16 protein-coding genes, 2 tRNA genes and 2 rRNA genes are annotated in these 21,170 nt (G+C 57.8%); 11 read left to right on the top strand and 9 right to left on the bottom strand.

The window, feature by feature from the left end; translation table 11 throughout:
* Positions 1-103 precede the first annotated feature (103 nt).
* From AC0J41_RS27340 to AC0J41_RS27315, 6 genes are all read right to left on the bottom strand, one after another.
* Positions 104-2,995, bottom strand: a 23S ribosomal RNA gene (locus AC0J41_RS27340).
* A 227-nt stretch (positions 2,996-3,222) separates the two neighbouring features.
* Positions 3,223-3,298 (bottom strand) — tRNA-Ala (locus tag AC0J41_RS27335).
* A 9-nt stretch (positions 3,299-3,307) separates the two neighbouring features.
* Positions 3,308-3,384, bottom strand: a tRNA-Ile gene (locus tag AC0J41_RS27330).
* 124 nt (positions 3,385-3,508) lie between these two features.
* Positions 3,509-5,045: ribosomal RNA gene (locus AC0J41_RS27325) — 16S ribosomal RNA — on the bottom strand.
* The 16S and 23S rRNA genes sit together here with 2 tRNA genes alongside, the layout of an rRNA operon.
* Before the next feature lie 643 nt (positions 5,046-5,688).
* On the bottom strand, positions 5,689-6,909 hold the full coding sequence (locus AC0J41_RS27320) for a CaiB/BaiF CoA transferase family protein (RefSeq protein ID WP_473014083.1): 1,221 nt from the start codon (positions 6,907-6,909) through the stop codon (positions 5,689-5,691).
* A 13-nt stretch (positions 6,910-6,922) separates the two neighbouring features.
* Positions 6,923-8,104: an acyl-CoA dehydrogenase gene (locus AC0J41_RS27315; RefSeq protein WP_003220420.1), complete on the bottom strand. Its 1,182-nt coding sequence runs from the start codon at positions 8,102-8,104 to the stop codon at positions 6,923-6,925.
* Between the two features lie 157 nt (positions 8,105-8,261).
* On the opposite strand from AC0J41_RS27315, the gene AC0J41_RS27310 reads away from it, so the two are divergent.
* The 11 genes from AC0J41_RS27310 to AC0J41_RS27260 all read left to right on the top strand — a co-directional run bounded on the left by AC0J41_RS27310 (position 8,262) and on the right by AC0J41_RS27260 (position 18,386).
* The gene (locus AC0J41_RS27310; RefSeq protein ID WP_473014082.1) at positions 8,262-9,161 is read left to right on the top strand and encodes a LysR family transcriptional regulator; all 900 of its coding nucleotides are present in this window, start codon (positions 8,262-8,264) and stop codon (positions 9,159-9,161) included.
* Between the two features lie 434 nt (positions 9,162-9,595).
* Entirely contained in the window at positions 9,596-10,717 is a 1,122-nt protein-coding gene (locus AC0J41_RS27305; protein WP_025112356.1) for a Re/Si-specific NAD(P)(+) transhydrogenase subunit alpha, read from the top strand.
* Positions 10,718-10,732: 15 nt separating this feature from the next.
* The gene (locus AC0J41_RS27300; RefSeq protein WP_003187417.1) at positions 10,733-11,053 is read left to right on the top strand and encodes an NAD(P) transhydrogenase subunit alpha part 2; all 321 of its coding nucleotides are present in this window, start codon (positions 10,733-10,735) and stop codon (positions 11,051-11,053) included.
* Positions 11,053-12,486 (top strand): NAD(P)(+) transhydrogenase (Re/Si-specific) subunit beta, encoded by a 1,434-nt coding sequence (locus tag AC0J41_RS27295; protein WP_025112354.1) that lies wholly within the window; start codon positions 11,053-11,055, stop codon positions 12,484-12,486. Before AC0J41_RS27300 ends, AC0J41_RS27295 begins: the two co-directional genes overlap by 1 nt.
* 214 nt (positions 12,487-12,700) lie before the next feature.
* On the top strand, positions 12,701-14,194 hold the full coding sequence (locus AC0J41_RS27290) for an acetyl-CoA hydrolase/transferase family protein (RefSeq protein ID WP_025112353.1): 1,494 nt from the start codon (positions 12,701-12,703) through the stop codon (positions 14,192-14,194).
* A gap of 321 nt (positions 14,195-14,515) precedes the next feature.
* The gene (locus tag AC0J41_RS27285) at positions 14,516-14,731 is read left to right on the top strand and encodes a DUF1127 domain-containing protein (protein WP_007962833.1); all 216 of its coding nucleotides are present in this window, start codon (positions 14,516-14,518) and stop codon (positions 14,729-14,731) included.
* Positions 14,732-14,986: 255 nt separating this feature from the next.
* Positions 14,987-15,196, top strand: coding sequence for a DUF1127 domain-containing protein (locus AC0J41_RS27280; protein ID WP_473014081.1), 210 nt, complete (start codon positions 14,987-14,989; stop codon positions 15,194-15,196).
* A gap of 134 nt (positions 15,197-15,330) precedes the next feature.
* Positions 15,331-15,648, top strand: coding sequence for a DUF2388 domain-containing protein (locus AC0J41_RS27275; RefSeq protein ID WP_473014080.1), 318 nt, complete (start codon positions 15,331-15,333; stop codon positions 15,646-15,648).
* Between the two features lie 107 nt (positions 15,649-15,755).
* On the top strand, positions 15,756-16,064 hold the full coding sequence (locus AC0J41_RS27270) for a DUF2388 domain-containing protein (protein WP_025112350.1): 309 nt from the start codon (positions 15,756-15,758) through the stop codon (positions 16,062-16,064).
* A gap of 43 nt (positions 16,065-16,107) precedes the next feature.
* Positions 16,108-16,428 carry a DUF2388 domain-containing protein gene (locus AC0J41_RS27265; RefSeq protein ID WP_007911662.1) on the top strand — a complete coding sequence of 107 codons (321 nt, stop codon included), beginning with the start codon at positions 16,108-16,110 and terminating at the stop codon, positions 16,426-16,428.
* Positions 16,425-18,386: a DUF7844 domain-containing protein gene (locus AC0J41_RS27260; RefSeq protein WP_473014079.1), complete on the top strand. Its 1,962-nt coding sequence runs from the start codon at positions 16,425-16,427 to the stop codon at positions 18,384-18,386. Before AC0J41_RS27265 ends, AC0J41_RS27260 begins: the two co-directional genes overlap by 4 nt.
* Positions 18,387-18,434: 48 nt before the next feature.
* On the opposite strand, the gene AC0J41_RS27255 is transcribed toward AC0J41_RS27260, so the two are convergent.
* From AC0J41_RS27255 to trpB, 3 genes are all read right to left on the bottom strand, one after another.
* Positions 18,435-18,890 (bottom strand): anti-virulence regulator CigR family protein, encoded by a 456-nt coding sequence (locus tag AC0J41_RS27255; protein WP_473014078.1) that lies wholly within the window; start codon positions 18,888-18,890, stop codon positions 18,435-18,437.
* Between the two features lie 122 nt (positions 18,891-19,012).
* Positions 19,013-19,825: a tryptophan synthase subunit alpha gene (gene trpA / locus AC0J41_RS27250; protein ID WP_025112347.1), complete on the bottom strand. Its 813-nt coding sequence runs from the start codon at positions 19,823-19,825 to the stop codon at positions 19,013-19,015.
* A complete protein-coding gene (gene trpB, locus AC0J41_RS27245) occupies positions 19,825-21,057 on the bottom strand; it encodes a tryptophan synthase subunit beta (RefSeq protein WP_025112346.1) in 1,233 nt (410 codons plus the stop codon). The genes trpA and trpB overlap by 1 nt, the downstream gene beginning before the upstream one ends.
* Positions 21,058-21,170 lie beyond the last annotated feature (113 nt).

Below are 21,170 nucleotides of genomic sequence, written 5' to 3'. Positions count from 1 at the left end.
TTGTGTGTTTCTCTCGAACTTTCGGTTCGTTTCGTCTTCACACACCGCAATCTGGTGACCTTTCGCTTTTCAGCTCAAAGCCTGCAAATTGCTTGGGTGTTATATGGTCAAGCCTCACGGGCAATTAGTATTGGTTAGCTCAACGCCTCACAGCGCTTACACACCCAACCTATCAACGTCGTAGTCTTCGACGGCCCTTCAGGGAACTCAAGGTTCCAGTGAGATCTCATCTTGAGGCAAGTTTCCCGCTTAGATGCTTTCAGCGGTTATCTTTCCCGAACATAGCTACCCGGCAATGCCACTGGCGTGACAACCGGAACACCAGAGGTTCGTCCACTCCGGTCCTCTCGTACTAGGAGCAGCCCCTCTCAAATCTCAAACGTCCACGGCAGATAGGGACCGAACTGTCTCACGACGTTCTAAACCCAGCTCGCGTACCACTTTAAATGGCGAACAGCCATACCCTTGGGACCGGCTTCAGCCCCAGGATGTGATGAGCCGACATCGAGGTGCCAAACACCGCCGTCGATATGAACTCTTGGGCGGTATCAGCCTGTTATCCCCGGAGTACCTTTTATCCGTTGAGCGATGGCCCTTCCATACAGAACCACCGGATCACTAAGACCTACTTTCGTACCTGCTCGACGTGTCTGTCTCGCAGTCAAGCGCGCTTTTGCCTTTATACTCTACGACCGATTTCCGACCGGTCTGAGCGCACCTTCGTACTCCTCCGTTACTCTTTAGGAGGAGACCGCCCCAGTCAAACTACCCACCATACACTGTCCTCGATCCGGATAACGGACCTGAGTTAGAACCTCAAAGTTGCCAGGGTGGTATTTCAAGGATGGCTCCACGCGAACTGGCGTCCACGCTTCAAAGCCTCCCACCTATCCTACACAAGCAAATTCAAAGTCCAGTGCAAAGCTATAGTAAAGGTTCACGGGGTCTTTCCGTCTAGCCGCGGATACACTGCATCTTCACAGCGATTTCAATTTCACTGAGTCTCGGGTGGAGACAGCGCCGCCATCGTTACGCCATTCGTGCAGGTCGGAACTTACCCGACAAGGAATTTCGCTACCTTAGGACCGTTATAGTTACGGCCGCCGTTTACCGGGGCTTCGATCAAGAGCTTCGCGTTAGCTAACCCCATCAATTAACCTTCCGGCACCGGGCAGGCGTCACACCCTATACGTCCACTTTCGTGTTTGCAGAGTGCTGTGTTTTTAATAAACAGTCGCAGCGGCCTGGTATCTTCGACCGGCATGAGCTTACGGAGCAAGTCCTTCACCCTCACCGGCGCACCTTCTCCCGAAGTTACGGTGCCATTTTGCCTAGTTCCTTCACCCGAGTTCTCTCAAGCGCCTTGGTATTCTCTACCCAACCACCTGTGTCGGTTTGGGGTACGGTTCCTGGTTACCTGAAGCTTAGAAGCTTTTCTTGGAAGCATGGCATCAACCACTTCGTCACCCAAAGGGTAACTCGTCATCAGCTCTCGGCCTTAAGATCCCGGATTTACCTAAGATCTCAGCCTACCACCTTAAACTTGGACAACCAACGCCAAGCTGGCCTAGCCTTCTCCGTCCCTCCATCGCAATAACCAGAAGTACAGGAATATTAACCTGTTTTCCATCGACTACGCTTTTCAGCCTCGCCTTAGGGACCGACTAACCCTGCGTCGATTAACGTTGCGCAGGAAACCTTGGTCTTTCGGCGTGGGTGTTTTTCACACCCATTGTCGTTACTCATGTCAGCATTCGCACTTCTGATACCTCCAGCAAGCTTCTCAACTCACCTTCACAGGCTTACAGAACGCTCCTCTACCGCATCACTTGCGTGATACCCGTAGCTTCGGTGTATGGTTTGAGCCCCGTTACATCTTCCGCGCAGGCCGACTCGACTAGTGAGCTATTACGCTTTCTTTAAAGGGTGGCTGCTTCTAAGCCAACCTCCTAGCTGTCTAAGCCTTCCCACATCGTTTCCCACTTAACCATAACTTTGGGACCTTAGCTGACGGTCTGGGTTGTTTCCCTTTTCACGACGGACGTTAGCACCCGCCGTGTGTCTCCCATGCTCGGCACTTGTAGGTATTCGGAGTTTGCATCGGTTTGGTAAGTCGGGATGACCCCCTAGCCGAAACAGTGCTCTACCCCCTACAGTGATACATGAGGCGCTACCTAAATAGCTTTCGAGGAGAACCAGCTATCTCCGAGCTTGATTAGCCTTTCACTCCGATCCACAGGTCATCCGCTAACTTTTCAACGGTAGTCGGTTCGGTCCTCCAGTCAGTGTTACCTAACCTTCAACCTGCCCATGGATAGATCGCCCGGTTTCGGGTCTATTCCCAGCGACTAGACGCCCTATTAAGACTCGCTTTCGCTACGCCTCCCCTATTCGGTTAAGCTCGCCACTGAAAATAAGTCGCTGACCCATTATACAAAAGGTACGCAGTCACAGAACAAAGTCTGCTCCCACTGCTTGTACGCATACGGTTTCAGGATCTATTTCACTCCCCTCTCCGGGGTTCTTTTCGCCTTTCCCTCACGGTACTAGTTCACTATCGGTCAGTCAGTAGTATTTAGCCTTGGAGGATGGTCCCCCCATATTCAGACAAAGTTTCTCGTGCTCCGTCCTACTCGATTTCATGACCAAGAGATTTTCGCGTACAGGGCTATCACCCACTATGGCCGCACTTTCCAGAGCGTTCCGCTAATCTCAAAGCCACTTAAGGGCTAGTCCCCGTTCGCTCGCCACTACTAAGGGAATCTCGGTTGATTTCTTTTCCTCAGGGTACTTAGATGTTTCAGTTCCCCTGGTTCGCCTCTTGCACCTATGTATTCAGTACAAGATAACCATCTTATGATGGCTGGGTTCCCCCATTCAGACATCTCCGGATCAAAGTCTGTTTGCCGACTCCCCGAAGCTTTTCGCAGGCTACCACGTCTTTCATCGCCTCTGACTGCCAAGGCATCCACCGTATGCGCTTCTTCACTTGACCATATAACCCCAAGCAATCTGGTTATACTGTGAAGACGACATTCGCCGAAAATTCGCGATTAAACTCACAAATTTTACCTTAGCCTGAATAAACACCAGTGAAAGTGCTATCCAGTCTATCTTTCTATCACATACCCAAATTTTTAAAGAACGATCTAATCAAAGACTAGAAATCAATATTCACACTGGAATATTCATTTCTAAACTCTAACAAGCAGAAGCAGTTAATGGTGGAGCCAAGCGGGATCGAACCGCTGACCTCCTGCGTGCAAGGCAGGCGCTCTCCCAGCTGAGCTATGGCCCCATACAAAATTGGTGGGTCTGGGCAGATTCGAACTGCCGACCTCACCCTTATCAGGGGTGCGCTCTAACCAACTGAGCTACAGACCCAATTTCGAGCGCGTAACTGATTAGCTAAGAGCTATCAGCTTGGAGCTTAAAGCTGCTTCTATCGTCTTCTTCAATGAATCAAGCAATTCGTGTGGGAACTTATGGAGCAGCTGATGTCGTCGATTAAGGAGGTGATCCAGCCGCAGGTTCCCCTACGGCTACCTTGTTACGACTTCACCCCAGTCATGAATCACACCGTGGTAACCGTCCTCCCGAAGGTTAGACTAGCTACTTCTGGTGCAACCCACTCCCATGGTGTGACGGGCGGTGTGTACAAGGCCCGGGAACGTATTCACCGCGACATTCTGATTCGCGATTACTAGCGATTCCGACTTCACGCAGTCGAGTTGCAGACTGCGATCCGGACTACGATCGGTTTTATGGGATTAGCTCCACCTCGCGGCTTGGCAACCCTCTGTACCGACCATTGTAGCACGTGTGTAGCCCAGGCCGTAAGGGCCATGATGACTTGACGTCATCCCCACCTTCCTCCGGTTTGTCACCGGCAGTCTCCTTAGAGTGCCCACCATAACGTGCTGGTAACTAAGGACAAGGGTTGCGCTCGTTACGGGACTTAACCCAACATCTCACGACACGAGCTGACGACAGCCATGCAGCACCTGTCTCAATGTTCCCGAAGGCACCAATCCATCTCTGGAAAGTTCATTGGATGTCAAGGCCTGGTAAGGTTCTTCGCGTTGCTTCGAATTAAACCACATGCTCCACCGCTTGTGCGGGCCCCCGTCAATTCATTTGAGTTTTAACCTTGCGGCCGTACTCCCCAGGCGGTCAACTTAATGCGTTAGCTGCGCCACTAAGAGCTCAAGGCTCCCAACGGCTAGTTGACATCGTTTACGGCGTGGACTACCAGGGTATCTAATCCTGTTTGCTCCCCACGCTTTCGCACCTCAGTGTCAGTATCAGTCCAGGTGGTCGCCTTCGCCACTGGTGTTCCTTCCTATATCTACGCATTTCACCGCTACACAGGAAATTCCACCACCCTCTACCATACTCTAGCTCGCCAGTTTTGGATGCAGTTCCCAGGTTGAGCCCGGGGATTTCACATTCAACTTAACGAACCACCTACGCGCGCTTTACGCCCAGTAATTCCGATTAACGCTTGCACCCTCTGTATTACCGCGGCTGCTGGCACAGAGTTAGCCGGTGCTTATTCTGTCGGTAACGTCAAAACACTAACGTATTAGGTTAATGCCCTTCCTCCCAACTTAAAGTGCTTTACAATCCGAAGACCTTCTTCACACACGCGGCATGGCTGGATCAGGCTTTCGCCCATTGTCCAATATTCCCCACTGCTGCCTCCCGTAGGAGTCTGGACCGTGTCTCAGTTCCAGTGTGACTGATCATCCTCTCAGACCAGTTACGGATCGTCGCCTTGGTGAGCCATTACCTCACCAACTAGCTAATCCGACCTAGGCTCATCTGATAGCGCAAGGCCCGAAGGTCCCCTGCTTTCTCCCGTAGGACGTATGCGGTATTAGCGTTCCTTTCGAAACGTTGTCCCCCACTACCAGGCAGATTCCTAGGCATTACTCACCCGTCCGCCGCTGAATTCAGGAGCAAGCTCCTGTCATCCGCTCGACTTGCATGTGTTAGGCCTGCCGCCAGCGTTCAATCTGAGCCATGATCAAACTCTTCAGTTCAAACATCTTTGGGTTTTTAAGAAACCCTAAACTTGGCTCAGCAATCGTTGGTTACATCTTTGACTTCTCGCGGAGTAACTTGTGATGCTGATAATCTTGTTGACTATCAGTCTGACTCCACAAGCACCCACACGAATTGCTTGATTCAGTTGTTAAAGAGCGGTTGGTTAAGATCTTTCGTCTCAACCGAGGCGCGCATTCTACAGCAGCCTCATTTGCTGTCAAGTGATTATTTTCAGAAGTTTTCGAAGATTTCTTCAACAACTTCAACCACTTGCGCTTCCGATCTCTCGTTAGCGGGAGGCGAATTCTACAGCGTTACTCGCTGTTGTCAACACCCTTTTTTCACCGCTTTCGACCGAGAAGATCGAACCGTTAAAAGCGCCAGACATGCCGACATTTTCAACTCCTTCCAGGCTTCGATGAACTGAAGCAAGCCGCTGTCGAAAACTGCGTAACTCTTTGAATCTCAAGGAGTTTTCCGTTTCGACTGCGCCGGAAGTGGGGCGAATTATAGACCTCCAGAATCTGCCGTCAACTGTTAATTTCAGTTTTCTTTCAATAACTTGCGGACAGGCTAATTAACACTCGACTCCCTCTATATAGAAGAGGGAATCAGCGCGCTTCTATATAGAAGGAACGATCAGAGCACTCCATCGTCTTTCAGCGCAGCCACCGCCCCAGCACCCAAACCCAGTACTCGCTGCAAAACCTCCAGCGTATGCTCACCCAGCAACGGCGGTGCACGACGATACTCAACTGGGGTTTGCGAGAGGCGTATCGGACTGGCCACTTGCGGCACCATGCCCGCCAACGCATGGGGCAGCTCAATCGCCAGCCCGCGTGCTTTCACTTGCGGATCCTCAAATACCTGCGCCAGATCATTGATCGGCCCACACGGCACGCCCGCCTGCTCCAACTGAGCGACCCATTGTGCGGTAGTCTTGAACACCGTTGCCTGGCGAATCAGCGGAATCAGCTCGGCACGGTTCGCCACCCGCAGCTTGTTCGTGGCAAAGCGCGGATCATCTGCCCACTGCGGCTGACCCGCCACCTCGGCGAACTTGCGGAACTGCCCGTCATTACCCACGGTGAGGATGAAGTCGCCGTCGGCCGTAGGAAAGTCCTGATAAGGCACAATGTTCGGGTGGGCATTGCCCAGCCGTTTGGGAGCATTGCCAGTGGTCAGGTAGTTCATCGCCTGGTTCGCCAGGCATGCAACCTGTACATCCAGCAGCGCCATATCGATGTGCTGGCCGCCGCCATCGTGATCCCGATGCGCCAGAGCCGCCAGGATCGCCACCGTCGAATACAGACCGGTCAGGATATCCGTCAGCGCCACCCCCACTTTTACCGGGCCAGCGCCTTCATCACCCTCGGGACGCCCAGTCAGGCTCATCAGCCCACCCAGCCCCTGGATCATGAAGTCATAACCCGCACGCTTGGCGTACGGCCCGGTCTGGCCGAATCCGGTAATCGAGCAGTAGATCAGGTCCGGATTGATCGCCTTCAGCGACCCGTAGTCCAGCCCGTACGCCGCCAGGCCACCGACCTTGAAGTTCTCGATGAGGATGTCCGACTTCGCCGCCAATTCCCGCACAAGTTTCTGCCCTTCGGGACGCGTGAAGTCGATGGTCACCGATTGCTTGTTGCGGTTGGCCGACAAGTAGTAAGCCGCCTCGCTGGTGTTCTCCCCATAAGCGTCCTTAAGGAACGGCGGCCCCCAGGCGCGAGTGTCGTCACCGTTGCCCGGGCGCTCGACCTTGATCACCTCGGCGCCAAGGTCGGCGAGTATCTGCCCGGCCCACGGCCCGGCCAATACTCGCGATAAATCCAGTACCCGCAGATGCGACAGCGCGCCCATGGTCGCTCTCCTGTTAATAGAACGCCTGCAGACCGGTTTGTGCGCGACCCAGGATCAGCGCGTGGACGTCATGGGTACCTTCATAGGTATTCACCACCTCCAGGTTAACCAGATGACGGGCCACGCCGAACTCATCGGAGATACCGTTGCCGCCCAGCATGTCACGGGCCATACGGGCGATATCCAGCGACTTGCCGCAGGAATTGCGCTTCATGATCGAGGTGATCTCGACTGCAGCGGTACCTTCATCCTTCATACGCCCCAGGCGCAGGCAGCCTTGCAGGGCCAGAGTGATCTCGGTCTGCATGTCGGCCAGCTTCTTCTGGATCAGTTGCGTGGCAGCCAATGGGCGGCCGAACTGTTGACGATCCAGCGTGTACTGGCGCGCGGTGTGCCAGCAGAACTCGGCAGCGCCCAATGCGCCCCAAGAGATGCCATAACGTGCGGAGTTAAGGCAGGTGAACGGACCTTTCAGGCCACGCACGTCGGGGAAGATGTTTTCTTCCGGCACGAATACGTTGTCCATGACGATTTCGCCGGTGATCGACGCCCGCAGGCCAACCTTGCCGTGAATCGCCGGAGCGCTCAGCCCCTTCCAGCCCTTCTCCAGAACGAAACCACGGATGTCGCCGGCATCGTCCTTGGCCCAGACCACGAACACGTCGGCGATCGGGCTGTTGGTGATCCACATCTTGGCGCCGGTCAGGCTGTAGCCGCCGTCGACCTTGCGCGCACGGGTGATCATCGCACCCGGATCAGAGCCATGGTTCGGCTCGGTCAGACCGAAGCAACCGATCCATTCGCCGGATGCGAGTTTCGGCAGGTATTTCTGTTTCTGCGCTTCAGTGCCAAATTCATTGATCGGCACCATCACCAGGGAGGACTGCACGCTCATCATCGAACGGTAGCCGGAGTCGACACGCTCCACCTCGCGGGCGATCAGACCGTAGCTGACGTAGTTCAGGCCGCTGCCACCGTATTGCTCAGGGATGGTCGCGCCCAGCAGGCCGACTTCGCCCATTTCGCGGAAGATCGCCGGGTCGGTTTTCTCATGGCGGAAAGCTTCGAGGACACGTGGCGCCAGGCTCTGTTGGGCGAACTGGGCGGCGGTGTCGCGGATCATGCGCTCCTCTTCGGTGAGCTGCTGATCCAGCAGGAGGGGATCGATCCAGTTGAAGCTAGCTTTACCGCCCATGAGTGTGTCCTCGCAAATCGGTGAATTAACGTGGCATTGATCCTAGGCCGCGTTCGCCATCGCGGCAAACGAGGATTTCGCATCCTGTTGTGCTAATTTCTCACTCCGAAACGTCGCCGAATGCCTTTTATGCGGCGCATTAGTGAGGTTGACGTACATGCGCAGGAAAATCCCCAGCACCACCGCCCTGATCAGCTTCGAGGCCGCCGCTCGCCACGAGAGCTTTACCAGAGCCGCCGAAGAACTTTCCCTCACCCAAGGCGCGATTTGCCGACAGATCGCCAGCCTTGAGGACTTCCTCAGTGTGGAACTGTTCCGACGCTCGCGACGCGGGGTGAAGCTGACCGAGGCCGGTCTTTCCTACAGCCGTCGGGTCGCCACGCAACTGGATGCTGTCGAGCGCGACACGCTCTCGGTCATGGGCCAGCAGGGCACCAACGTAATCGAACTGGCGGTGGTGCCGACCTTCGGCACGCAATGGCTGCTGCCAAGGCTCAAGGATTTCCAGCTCAAGCACCCCGAGGTCACGGTCAACCTGACCAACCGCACGCGACCATTCCTGTTTGCCGACACCGATTTCGACGCGGCGATCTACTTCGGCGACGCCGATTGGTCGGGTACCGAATCCCACAGGTTGATGGGCGAGAATCCGATGCCGGTGTGCAGCCCCGCCATACTCGGCAGCAGGACGCATCTGACACCCAACGAGATCGCCGAGCTGCCGCTGCTGCAACAGACCACCCGCCCCTATGCCTGGCGCCAATGGTTCAACTCGCAGCATCTGAACATCCCCCGCGACATGACAGGCCCGCGCTACGAGCTATTCTCCATGTTGGCCCAAGCGGCCATGCACGACATGGGCATTGCGCTGATTCCACCGTTCCTGATCCAGCGCGAACTGGCCGAGAAACGCCTGGTGATCGCCAACCCGAATGCGCTCTCCAGCATCAAGGCGTATTACCTGATGATTCCGGAGCGCAAGGTCGAATCGGCATCACTCAAGGCATTTCGCGATTGGCTGGTCAATCAGGCAAACAGCTACAGCCTAGAAGGGTAAAGGCTTTCAGAGATTACTAACCCGGTAGTCAGGAAAACGAAAGCCCTACAGATATAAGTATTTGTCGCAAAATCGCAGACTGTATCCGAAAGTCGTACAGACGTCCCACAAGCGCCTGCGGACGTGGCTTTGAGCCTCTATCAACGACTCATTACTGCCTATTCACGTCACCGATGAGAATTTTTTTCAAATTCGGCCAGAATCCTTACAAGGCACGGCCTGCAAGGGATTCAGCCGGCCATCTGCGACATTCGGTCACGGGATGACTTGTAGTTAATTTTCCGTCACCCGTCATAATCCCTTGAAGGGCATAAAGTTCGCCTGCAAAATGCCGCGCCCCGCCCTGATTTGGCGGGATCGTGCTGATCGGCCGCCCCAGTCGCACCATCCGCAGTGCCTGGGTTTACTCAATAAGATCACGCAGGAGATTTGACGTGCACATTGGTGTTCCTCTCGAAACCCAGACCGGTGAAACACGGGTTGCTGCAACCCCGGAAACCATAAAGAAGCTGATCAGCCAAGGCCATAAGGTCACTGTGCAAACCGGCGCCGGCGTAAAAGCCAGTGTTGTCGACAGTGCCTATGAAGCGGCGGGCGCAACCATTGGCAGTGCCAACGATGCGTTCGGCGCCGAGCTGATTCTCAAAGTGGTCGCCCCCAGCGACGCCGAACTGGCGCTGATCAAGCGCGGCACGGTGCTGGTGGGCATGCTCAATCCGTTCAACAACGAAACCATCGCGAAGATGGCCGAGTGCGGCATTACCGCGTTCGCCCTTGAAGCGGCGCCGCGCACCTCGCGCGCGCAGAGTCTCGATGTGTTGTCGTCACAGGCGAACATTGCCGGATATAAGGCTGTGTTGCTGGCCGCTCACTACTATCCGCGCTTCATGCCAATGTTGATGACCGCTGCGGGCACCGTGAAAGCGGCGCGCGTGCTGATTCTCGGCGCAGGTGTGGCCGGGTTGCAGGCGATTGCCACGGCGAAACGTCTGGGTGCGGTGATCGAAGCGTCTGACGTACGCCCGGCGGTGAAGGAGCAGATCGAGTCCCTCGGCGCCAAGTTCGTCGACGTCCCTTACGAGACCGACGAAGAACGCGAATGCGCAGTCGGTGTCGGCGGTTACGCGCGGCCAATGCCGGCAAGCTGGATGCAGCGTCAGGCCCAGGCCGTGCACGAACGCGCCAAGCAGGCCGACATCGTTATCACCACCGCGCTGATACCGGGCCGCAAGGCACCGACGCTGCTGAGCGCGGACACCGTGGCGCAGATGAAGCCAGGCTCGGTGGTCATTGACCTCGCGGCGGCCCAGGGCGGCAACTGCCCGCTGACCGTGGCCGATCAAGTCGTGGTCGAGAACGGCGTGACCATCGTCGGTCCGACTAACCTGGCCGGTGAAGTCGCTGCAGACGCCTCGGCGCTGTACGCACGCAACCTGCTGGACTTCCTCAAGCTGGTGTTCACCAAAGAAGGCCAGTTCGACGTCAACCTCGAAGACGACATCGTCGCCGCGTGCCTGATGTGCCGTGACGGCCAAGTCATCCGTAAAAACGCCTAAGCAGGGATTCAGACGATGGAAGAGCTTATCTCCCCCGGTATCTACAACCTGATCATCTTCGTGCTGGCGATTTATGTCGGTTATCACGTGGTCTGGAACGTTACACCTGCGCTGCACACGCCATTGATGGCCGTGACCAACGCCATCTCGGCGATCGTGATCGTCGGCGCCATGCTCGCGGCCGCACTGACCGTCACGCCGCTGGGCAAAACCATGGGCACCCTCGCGGTGGCGCTGGCGGCGGTCAACGTGTTCGGTGGCTTCCTGGTCACCCGCCGCATGCTTGAGATGTTCAAGAAGAAAGCCCCGAAAGTAAAAGAAGAGGCGCCGAAGTAATGAGCATGAATCTCGTCACGACGCTCTACCTGATCGCGTCGATCTGCTTCATCCAGGCTCTCAAAGGCCTGTCGCACCCGACCACATCGCGGCGCGGCAACCTGTTCGGCATGCTCGGTATGGCCTTGGCCATCCTGACCACTGTCGGTCTCATCTATAAGTTGGGTGCTGAGCTTGCCACTGCCGGTATCGGTTACGTAATCGTCGGCCTGCTGGTCGGCGGCACCGCCGGTTCGATCATGGCCAAGCGCGTTGAAATGACCAAGATGCCGGAACTGGTCGCCTTCATGCACAGCATGATCGGCCTCGCGGCAGTGTTCATTGCCATCGCTGCCGTGGTTGAACCGCAGTCGCTGGGTATCGTCAAGCAACTGGGCGACTCGATCCCGACGGGCAACCGTCTGGAGCTGTTCCTCGGTGCAGCCATCGGTGCAATCACCTTCTCCGGTTCGGTGATCGCCTTCGGCAAGTTGTCGGGCAAGTACAAGTTCCGTCTGTTCCAGGGCGCACCGGTACAGTTCGCCGGTCAGCACAAGCTGAACGCCGTACTGGGCCTGGCAACGCTGGCTCTCGGCCTGACCTTCATGTTCACCGGCAACCTCAGCGCTTTCGCGCTGATGCTGGCGCTGGCGTTCGTGATGGGCGTGCTGATCATCATCCCGATCGGCGGTGCGGACATGCCGGTAGTGGTGTCGATGCTCAACAGCTATTCGGGTTGGGCAGCAGCAGGTATCGGTTTCTCGCTGAACAACTCGATGCTCATCATTGCCGGTTCGCTGGTGGGTTCGAGCGGTGCAATCCTCTCGTACATCATGTGCAAGGCGATGAACCGTTCCTTCTTTAATGTACTGCTCGGCGGTTTCGGCAACACAGCCGACGCTGGCCCGGCCGGTGCGAAAGAAGCCCGTCCGGTGAAATCCGGTTCGGCCGACGACGCGACCTTCCTGCTGACCAACGCCGACACCGTGATCATCGTCCCGGGTTACGGCCTGGCAGTGGCCCGCGCGCAGCATGCATTGAAAGAGTTGACCGAGAAGCTGACTCACCGCGGCGTGACCGTTAAGTACGCGATTCACCCGGTAGCCGGTCGTATGCCCGGGCACATGAACGTCCTGCTCGCCGAGGCCGAAGTGCCTTACGACCAGGTGTTCGAGATGGAAGACATCAACTCCGAGTTCGGCCAGGCCGACGTGGTGCTGGTGCTCGGCGCGAACGACGTGGTCAACCCGGCCGCGAAGAACGATCCGAAATCGCCGATTGCCGGCATGCCGATTCTCGAAGCGTTCAAGGCCAAGACCATCATCGTCAACAAGCGCTCGATGGCCAGCGGCTATGCCGGTCTGGACAACGAACTGTTCTACCTGGACAAGACCATGATGGTGTTCGGCGACGCGAAGAAAGTCATCGAAGACATGGTCAAAGCTGTCGAGTAATCCATCGCAGCCGGACCAGACGCCCCGACTTGTCGGGGCGTTTTTGTTTGTGCAAAGCGTCGGACAATTTGCCGCGTTGTTGCAGAACCGGTAACGGTGTTTTACTTCAAACCCGCTAAATAGACGCCTCGTTTGCGACCTTGGTAGCGGGACAGGCGCCCGCGAAATTCACTAGACTGCGCATCCTGCTACTCGCTTCCCGAGAAAATAATCCATGTACCGTGACCGTATTCGCCTGCCTTCGTTGTTGGATAAAGTGATGAGCGCCGCCGACGCTGCTGCGCTGATTGAAGACGGCATGACCGTCGGCATGAGCGGCTTCACCCGCGCCGGCGAAGCCAAGGCCGTCCCTCACGCACTGGCCGAGCGAGCGAAGGTCACGCCGCTGAAAATCAGCCTGATGACCGGCGCCAGCCTGGGCAACGACCTCGACAAGCAACTGACCGAGGCCGGCGTGCTGTCGCGCCGCATGCCGTTCCAGGTCGACAGCACCTTGCGCAAGGCGATCAACGCCGGCGAAGTGATGTTTATCGACCAGCACCTGTCGGAAACCGTCGAACAATTGCGCAACCAGCAATTGAAACTGCCGGACATCGCGGTAATCGAAGCCGTGGCCATCACCGAACAGGGCCATATCGTGCCGACCACTTCGGTGGGCAACTCGGCAAGCTTCGCGATTTTCGCCAAGCAAGTGATCGTCGAGATCAATCTGGCGCACAACGCCAACCTCGAAGGCCTGCATGACATCTATATCCCGACCTACCGCCCGACCCGCACGCCGATCCCGTTGGTAAAGGTCGACGACCGCATCGGCAGCACCGCGATTCCGATTCCACCGGAAAAGATCGTGGCCATCGTCATCACGCAACAGGCAGATTCGCCGTCCACGGTGTCGACTCCGGATGTCGACACCAACGCCATTGCCGAGCACCTGATCACGTTCTTCAAGCAGGAGGTCGATGCCGGACGCATGACCAACAAGCTCGGCCCGTTGCAGGCCGGGATCGGCAACATCGCCAACGCGGTGATGTGCGGTCTGATCGATTCGCCGTTCGAAGACCTGACCATGTACTCCGAAGTGCTGCAGGACTCGACCTTCGACCTGATCGATGCGGGCAAGCTGAGCTTTGCCTCGGGCAGTTCGATCACCCTGTCGGAGCGGCGCAACAGCGACGTGTTCGGCAACCTGGAAAAGTACAAGGACAAATTGGTGCTGCGTCCGCAGGAGATCTCCAACCATCCGGAAGTGGTGCGCCGTCTCGGCATCATCGGCATCAATACCGCGCTGGAGTTCGATATCTACGGCAACGTCAACTCCACCCACGTCTGTGGCACGCGGATGATGAATGGCATTGGTGGTTCCGGCGACTTCGCGCGCAACGCGCACCTGGCGGTGTTCGTGACCAAGTCGATCGCCAAGGGCGGGGCGATTTCCAGCGTGGTGCCGATGGTCAGCCACGTCGACCACACCGAACATGATGTCGACATTCTGGTGACCGAAGTCGGTCTGGCTGACCTGCGCGGGCTGGCACCGCGCGAGCGCGCCCGGGTGATCATCGACAACTGCGTGCATCCCGACTACCGCCAGGCGCTGAATGACTACTTCGCTGCCGCCTGCGCCATCGGTGGTCATACCCCGCACATCCTGCGGGAAGCCCTGAGCTGGCACATGAACCTGGAAGAAACCGGGCGCATGCTCGCGGTGTAATTCGCACAGTCGAACCGCTGATGCAAACACAGTTTGTGTCAGCGGTTTTTTTCACACACCTCATCTGGCAGAAACTGTACTGCTGTACTGGTCATTTCCTACAGCATTTACCTACTCTTGTCCTCGGATTGAGTAAAAACGCACCAGTTAAGTGCAGACAGGTACAGTTTGCTCAATTTTGACCCGTACACCCCCTATAAACAGTTAACTGGTCACTCACAATACAGTTGAACTGTATCTAGAGAGACTAGGCAAACGAGAGGATCATGGGCACCAGTTAAACCACTACCTGATCCCGCCACAAGCGGAAGGATGTCAACCATGGAACGTACACTCAGTTCCGAACTGTTCTTCGAAGACAAAGCTGCAAAAAACCAGGCTTCCCTGCCTCTGCGCGTTATCGCCAACCTGATGTTGTGGCAGCGCCGCATCTCCAGCCGCCACCAACTGGCTCGTCTGGATTCGCGTCTGCTGGCTGACGCTGGTATCAGCGAAGCACAACGCTACGAAGAGCTGAGCAAGCCGTTCTGGCGCTAAGTAGCGTCGCTGGCTCTGGTCGTCAGACCCACCGCCAGCAACCCGAATTGAACACACAAGACCCGTCGCGGGAAACCGCGACGGGTCTTGTCGTTTCAGGGTTTTAAAAGGCCCGTACAGCCACTCGCCAGAACAACAGGTACAGTTTTAGAATAACCAAATCTGAACCAGTACAATTTCCCCTCGGTGTATCTGCTTCCAAAATTGCATTCGGCGCAGCATGTCCTTGACCCCTCTCGGCTCAAGGAGTACGCCATGAAAGACTTACAGGATGTTTCAGCAATTTCGATTCGGCCACTCGTTCGCCAGCACCCGCTGCGGCGTCTGCTGCGTGGCGTGTGGCACGCACTGGAGCGCGCCAGGACACGACGCCTGCTGGCTCAGCTTGATCAGCGCGACCTCGCGGATCTGGGCCTCAGCCATGCCGATCGGCTCAACGAACTGGAGAAACCCTTCTGGCGCTAGCACTCTGCCCACTGTCCGAACAGCGCGCGGCGGCCTAATATCCACGGCAGAACGTGGCGAATCTTCTGTAACCCGCGTCTGACTCATCAGACACAAGCCACCTCTCAATACGGTTTACCTTCAGGAGATACACCATGTCCCGTCTTCGCCTGCTCAGCGCTGCCGCCTTGCTGGCCGTGGCAGCCAACGCCAGTGCCTCCAGTTTCATCGTGACCACCGACGCCGTAGTTGGCGCGCTGAAGTCCTCTTCGGACGCCACTTCCGACGTCAGCTCTTCGCTGCGTGACAACAAAGTCGTGCTCGCTGCCCGTGACGATGCTGCCAGCTTCGTTGCCAGCGAAGGCCAGATCCGTGGCGTGAAACTGGAAAGTGCCCTAGACCTCATCCGCCATCAGGCACCGCAGCTGAAAGCAACCGACACACAGTTTGCGCAAGCCATCCTGGCGATCTGATCCAACGCTGCTGGAAGGGGCACGCCAGTCGTGTCCCGATGTTTCGCCACTGGCTCTGGCCCGGGCATTACGCTAGCCTTGGGACTCGTTAACCGTTATCGAGTCCCATGCGTTTTCTGACCAATCTGCTTATTCCTTCCGCCTTGATCAGCGCCTGCTGGGCGACGTCGGTCGATGCCTTTGATGTCACCACACAAAACACCGTCGTCAGCCTTTGGGCCACCGGCATGGTGTCTTCCGCACCATTCGACCGTAAACTGATCCTCGCCGCTCACGATGATGCGGCGGCGTTTGTTGCCAGTGACGGTCAATTGCGCGGCGCGCAGCTCGAATCCGCACTGCATTACCTGCGCAAATCCCGACCAAAACTTCATGTCAGCGACCTTGAACTGGCACAGGCAATTCTCGTCCAATAGTTATCCCAGTCCTTCGTTATCATTGCCCCTCCGGAGTCGTTCCATGCGTAGCCCGCTGATTGCTGCCGCCCTTGGCCTGTTTTTGTTGGCCGACGTGGCCCAGGCGCACACCCTGGTAGCCACCAGTAACATCATCGTTCGTGCCTCCCAGCGCACGATCGATTTCACCTCCGATACCACCACGTCGATTCGCGATTCGAAAATCATCCGCGAAGCTCACGACGATGCGGCCAGCTTCGTTGCCACCAACGGCGATATCCGTGGTGCGCACCTGGAAGCCGCCCTCAATACCTTGCGCACGCGTGTACCCGAAGCCCGCGATGCGAGTGATCAGGTGCTCGCCGAAGCCATCCTCGCACTGTGAAGTCAATCGGCGCCTGGCTGCTGGCCGGGGCATTGTTGCTGCTTGGCAACAGCGCCCACGCCAGCTTGCAATTGCAGCTCAAGACCGACGGCCTGAGCCCCGCTCAACAGCAAGCCAGCCAGGCGTTGCTCGATGAAGCGATGCAGAAGCTGCCTCCCAGCTTTGTCGAACAGCTGGACCGGCGCATCGATGTCGGCTGGACCGACGACATGCCCGGCAATGCTTACGGCCAGGCGACCCTGGTCGCCGAACTCGACCTGAACCGCAAACTGCTCGCCAGCCTCACCGACGGCAGCGCGGCCAAAGAGCAAACCAATCGCCCCCACGGCACGGTTCGCCAGGAACTGCTGGCAACGGTGCTGCACGAACTCACCCACATTTATGACCGCGCACGTCTGTGGCCCGCCGCCGAACGCACGATGATCCAGCGCTGCACCCGTCGCAGCAACAGCGCCGGCCTGGTCGGCATTCCCGATGAATGTCGCGGACAGACCGAACGGCGCTTCACCCTCAGCGATGACCCGCGCCTGCTCGACCTCGCCGGTTGGCAACAATACGTCGGGCGCCGGGGCGAACGTGAACAGCACAACCGCCAAGTGGCCCGCAGCCCCGACCTGTACGAAATCTCCAGCCCGAAAGAGTTCGTCGCGGTCAACATGGAGTATTTCCTCCTCGACCCGAGCTACGCCTGCCGCCGTCCGGCGCTCTATCGCTACTACAAGGAACGCTTCGGCTGGGCTCCTCCGGTCAAGGACACCTGCAGCAACACCTTCGCCTTTCTCAATGCCGGCAACGACTTCGCCAAACAACCACTGGGGCAGGTCGATCCGGAGCGGGTGTATGCCGTCGACTACTTGCTGGCCGAGGCCAACCAGAACTGGGTCAGCCGCTGGGGCCACAGCATGTTGCGCCTGGTGATCTGTGCTCCGGGTCGACCACGCGGCCCGGATTGCCGGCTCGACCTGGATCAGCACCTGGTGCTGTCCTATCGCGCCTTTGTCGGTGACGTGCAGCTGTCGAGCTGGGACGGGCTGGTGGGCAAATACCCGTCGCGGCTGTTCGTGCTGCCGCTGGCCCAGGTGATCGACGAGTACACCAAGACTGAACTGCGCAGCCTCGCGTCAGTGCCGCTGAACCTGTCGCGCACCGAGATTGAAGAGGTGGTCGAACACGCCGCCGAGATGCACTGGAGCTACGACGGCAACTACTTCTTCCTGTCCAACAACTGTGCCGTGGAAAGCCTCAAGCTGTTGCGCAGCGGCAGCAACAACAAGCAGCTTATCGGCCTGGACAGCATCATGCCCAACGGCCTGCTGGAAGTGATGAAAGGCCGCGGACTGGCCGACACCAGCGTACTGGACAACCCCAAGGAAGCCCTGCGCCTGGGCTATCGCTTCGACTCGTTCCGCGATCGCTATCAGGCGATGTTCGATGTGTTGAAGAAGCAGTTGCCGATCAAACAAACCACCGTCGAGGACTGGCTGTCATTGTCTGCCGAAGAACGCCGCCAATGGTTCGAGCGTGCGGACCTGCGCACCAGTGCCGCGTTGCTGCTGCTGGAACAGGCGAGCTATCGCCGCCAGTTGCTGCTGGCCCAGGATGAGGTCAAGCAGCGCTACCTCGGCGCCCGGGAGCTGGAAAACGGTGGCATGGACAAGGCCAACGCGACCCTGCAGGAAATTCTCGCCAACAGCGGCTTCCTCAGCCGTCCGGCAGAACTGCTCGACAGCCGTGGCTACGGCCTGCCGCAGCCGAGCGAGTTCAAGCGCCTGCAAGACGAAAGCAGCCAACGCCAGAAACAACTGCTGGCGCTGAGCGGCGATCTGGACAAGGAGGTGCGCAAGTTGCTGGAACCCAAGCGTGCGGCCGAGATTGCCGCCAGCGAAGCCAATGTGAAGCAGATTGGTGAACATCTGCGCAAACTGCACAAGGCATCCGGCGGGCTTGAGCTGCCCTGAAAAAAAGATCGCAGCCCTGGGGCTGCGATCTTTTTTATTGCCTGCTGATCAGTTCAGAACGCCATCCAGAATTTCGTAAACAATTCCGGTGCCCACCGCGATCAGCACGATATCGCCCCCGGTGCGGCGCCATTCATAACCGGGATACACCGGCAAACGGCTCAACGCTCGACCGTCCAGCCGCTCGCCGTAATAACCGTGCGGCAACGGCCGGCCGCGCTCCAGATGGATACCCGGTGGCGGTGGTGCACCGCGCACGAAGTAGCCGTGGTTATCGCGAATGGTCTGGCGCACCGGGCCGAAGTCGTGCGGTGGCGGGCCGCCACGATGATCGTTTGGCGGGCCACGATGATCGTCGCGATGGTCATTGCCATGGTTGTCGTACTGGCCCTGCTGCGGGCCACCGTGGTCATGATCATCGCGCTGATCGGCGCTGGCCAGCAGCGGTGTCGCACTGATCATCAGTACGCCCAATCCGGCAATCAGACGTTTCGGCATTTTCATCGGGTCTTTCCTCACTGCACCAACAGCAAAAAGGGATTCAGAACGTGGTTCTGAATCCCTCGGTCTTGCTCAATTAGGCTGTGTTGTGAGGCGCTAATTCCTCTGTATCAGGAACTTTACCTTTAGCTGACGCGGGCCTGACGCACGCCTTCGGACAGTGCCGAGCACAGGCTCAGCACGCCGTCGATGGCCTGCTCCGGCGTGGTCGCATTGGCGATGTGGTCGATCAGTGCCGAGCCCACCACCACACCGTCCGCCAGACGCGCAATTGAAGCCGCCTGCTCCGGGGTGCGGATGCCGAAACCGATGCTGATCGGCAGGTCGGTATGCCGACGCAGACGCGTTACCGCCTCTTCGACGTGCTCCAGTGTTGCCGCGCCAGCACCGGTCACACCGGCCACCGACACGTAGTACACAAAACCCGAGCTGCCATTGAGCACTTTCGGCAGACGCGCATCGTCAGTGGTCGGGGTGGTCAGGCGGATGAAGTCCAGGCCGGCAGCCTGCGCCGGATCGCAGAGCTCGGCGTTGTGCTCCGGGGGCATGTCGACCACGATCAGCCCATCGACACCGGCTTGCTTGGCATCGGCAATGAAGCGCGGCACGCCATACATGTGGATCGGGTTGAAGTAGCCCATCAGCACCAGTGGCGTGTCGCTGTTGCCTTCGCGGAACTCGCGGACCATCTGCAGGGTTTTCACCAGGTTCTGCTTGGCACCCAACGCACGGATGTTCGCCAGTTGAATCGCCGGGCCGTCGGCCATCGGGTCGGTGAACGGCATGCCCAATTCGATCACATCGGCGCCAGCGCCCGGCAGACCTTTGAGGATCGCCAGCGAAGTGGCGTAATCCGGATCACCGGCGGTGACGAAGGTCACCAGCGCGGCGCGGTTCTGTTCTTTGAGGTCGGCAAAGCGGGTTTGCAGGCGGCTCATCAGTGTTTCTCCTGCTTGGACTGTTCCATATGGTGCATGACGGTCTGCATGTCTTTGTCGCCACGGCCCGACAGGTTGACCACCATCAGGTGCTCCTTCGGCAGGTTCGGCGCGCGTTTGAATACTTCAGCCAACGCGTGGGCGCTTTCCAGGGCAGGAATGATCCCTTCCAGGCGGCAGCATTTGTGGAATGCGTCGAGGGCTTCGTCGTCGGTCACCGAGGTGTATTGAACGCGGCCGATGTCATGCAACCAGGCGTGTTCCGGACCAATGCCTGGATAATCGAGGCCGGCGGAGATCGAGTGGGCGTCGATGATCTGACCATCGTCGTCCTGCAGCAGGAAGGTACGGTTGCCGTGCAACACACCCGGTACACCGCCGTTCAGGCTGGCCGCGTGCTTGCCGGTTTCGATGCCGTAACCGGCCGCTTCGACCCCGATGATTTCGACGCTCTTGTCGTCGAGGAACGGGTGGAACAGGCCCATGGCGTTGGAACCGCCACCGATGCACGCCACCAGGCTGTCCGGCAGACGACCTTCCTGAGCCTGCAACTGATCGCGGGTTTCCTTGCCGATCACGGCCTGGAAGTCGCGAACCATTGCCGGGTACGGGTGCGGACCGGCCACGGTGCCGATCAGGTAGAAGGTGCTGTCGACGTTGGTCACCCAGTCACGCAGCGCTTCGTTCATCGCATCTTTCAAAGTGCCGGTGCCGGCAACCACCGGAATCACTTCAGCGCCCAGCAGCTTCATGCGGAACACGTTGGCCTGCTGACGCTCAATGTCAGTGGTGCCCATGTAGATCACGCAGTCCAGACCGAAACGCGCGGCAACGGTGGCGGTGGCCACGCCGTGCATGCCGGCGCCGGTCTCGGCGATGATGCGTTTCTTGCCCATGCGTCGCGCCAGCAGGATCTGGCCGATGCAGTTATTAATCTTGTGCGCGCCGGTGTGGTTCAGCTCTTCGCGCTTGAGGTAGATCTTGGCGCCACCACAGAACTCGGTCAGACGCTCGGCAAAATACAGCGGGCTCGGACGTCCGACATAGTCACGCTGGAAATAGGCCAGTTCTTCCTTGAATGCAGGATCTTCCTTGGCCGCTTCGTATTCGCGGGCCAGATCGAGGATCAACGGCATCAGGGTTTCCGCTACGTAGCGGCCACCGAACGCACCGAACAGGCCGTTATCGTCCGGGCCGTTGCGCAGATTGGAAGTGTTCGAAGTCTGGGTCATGAGTCGCTCCAGGTGAATTCGGGTCAAAAGACAATGACGACCACTCTACCCCTGACGATCCAGGCTGAAAACCGATAAGATCGCAACAACCTGTCAGGAAAACTCACAGATAC

This window comes from Pseudomonas sp. Arb-4-2C, assembly GCF_055755015.1.
The sequence above is the reverse complement of the archived record's forward strand: the minus strand, read 5'-3'. Positions and strand labels throughout refer to the sequence as shown.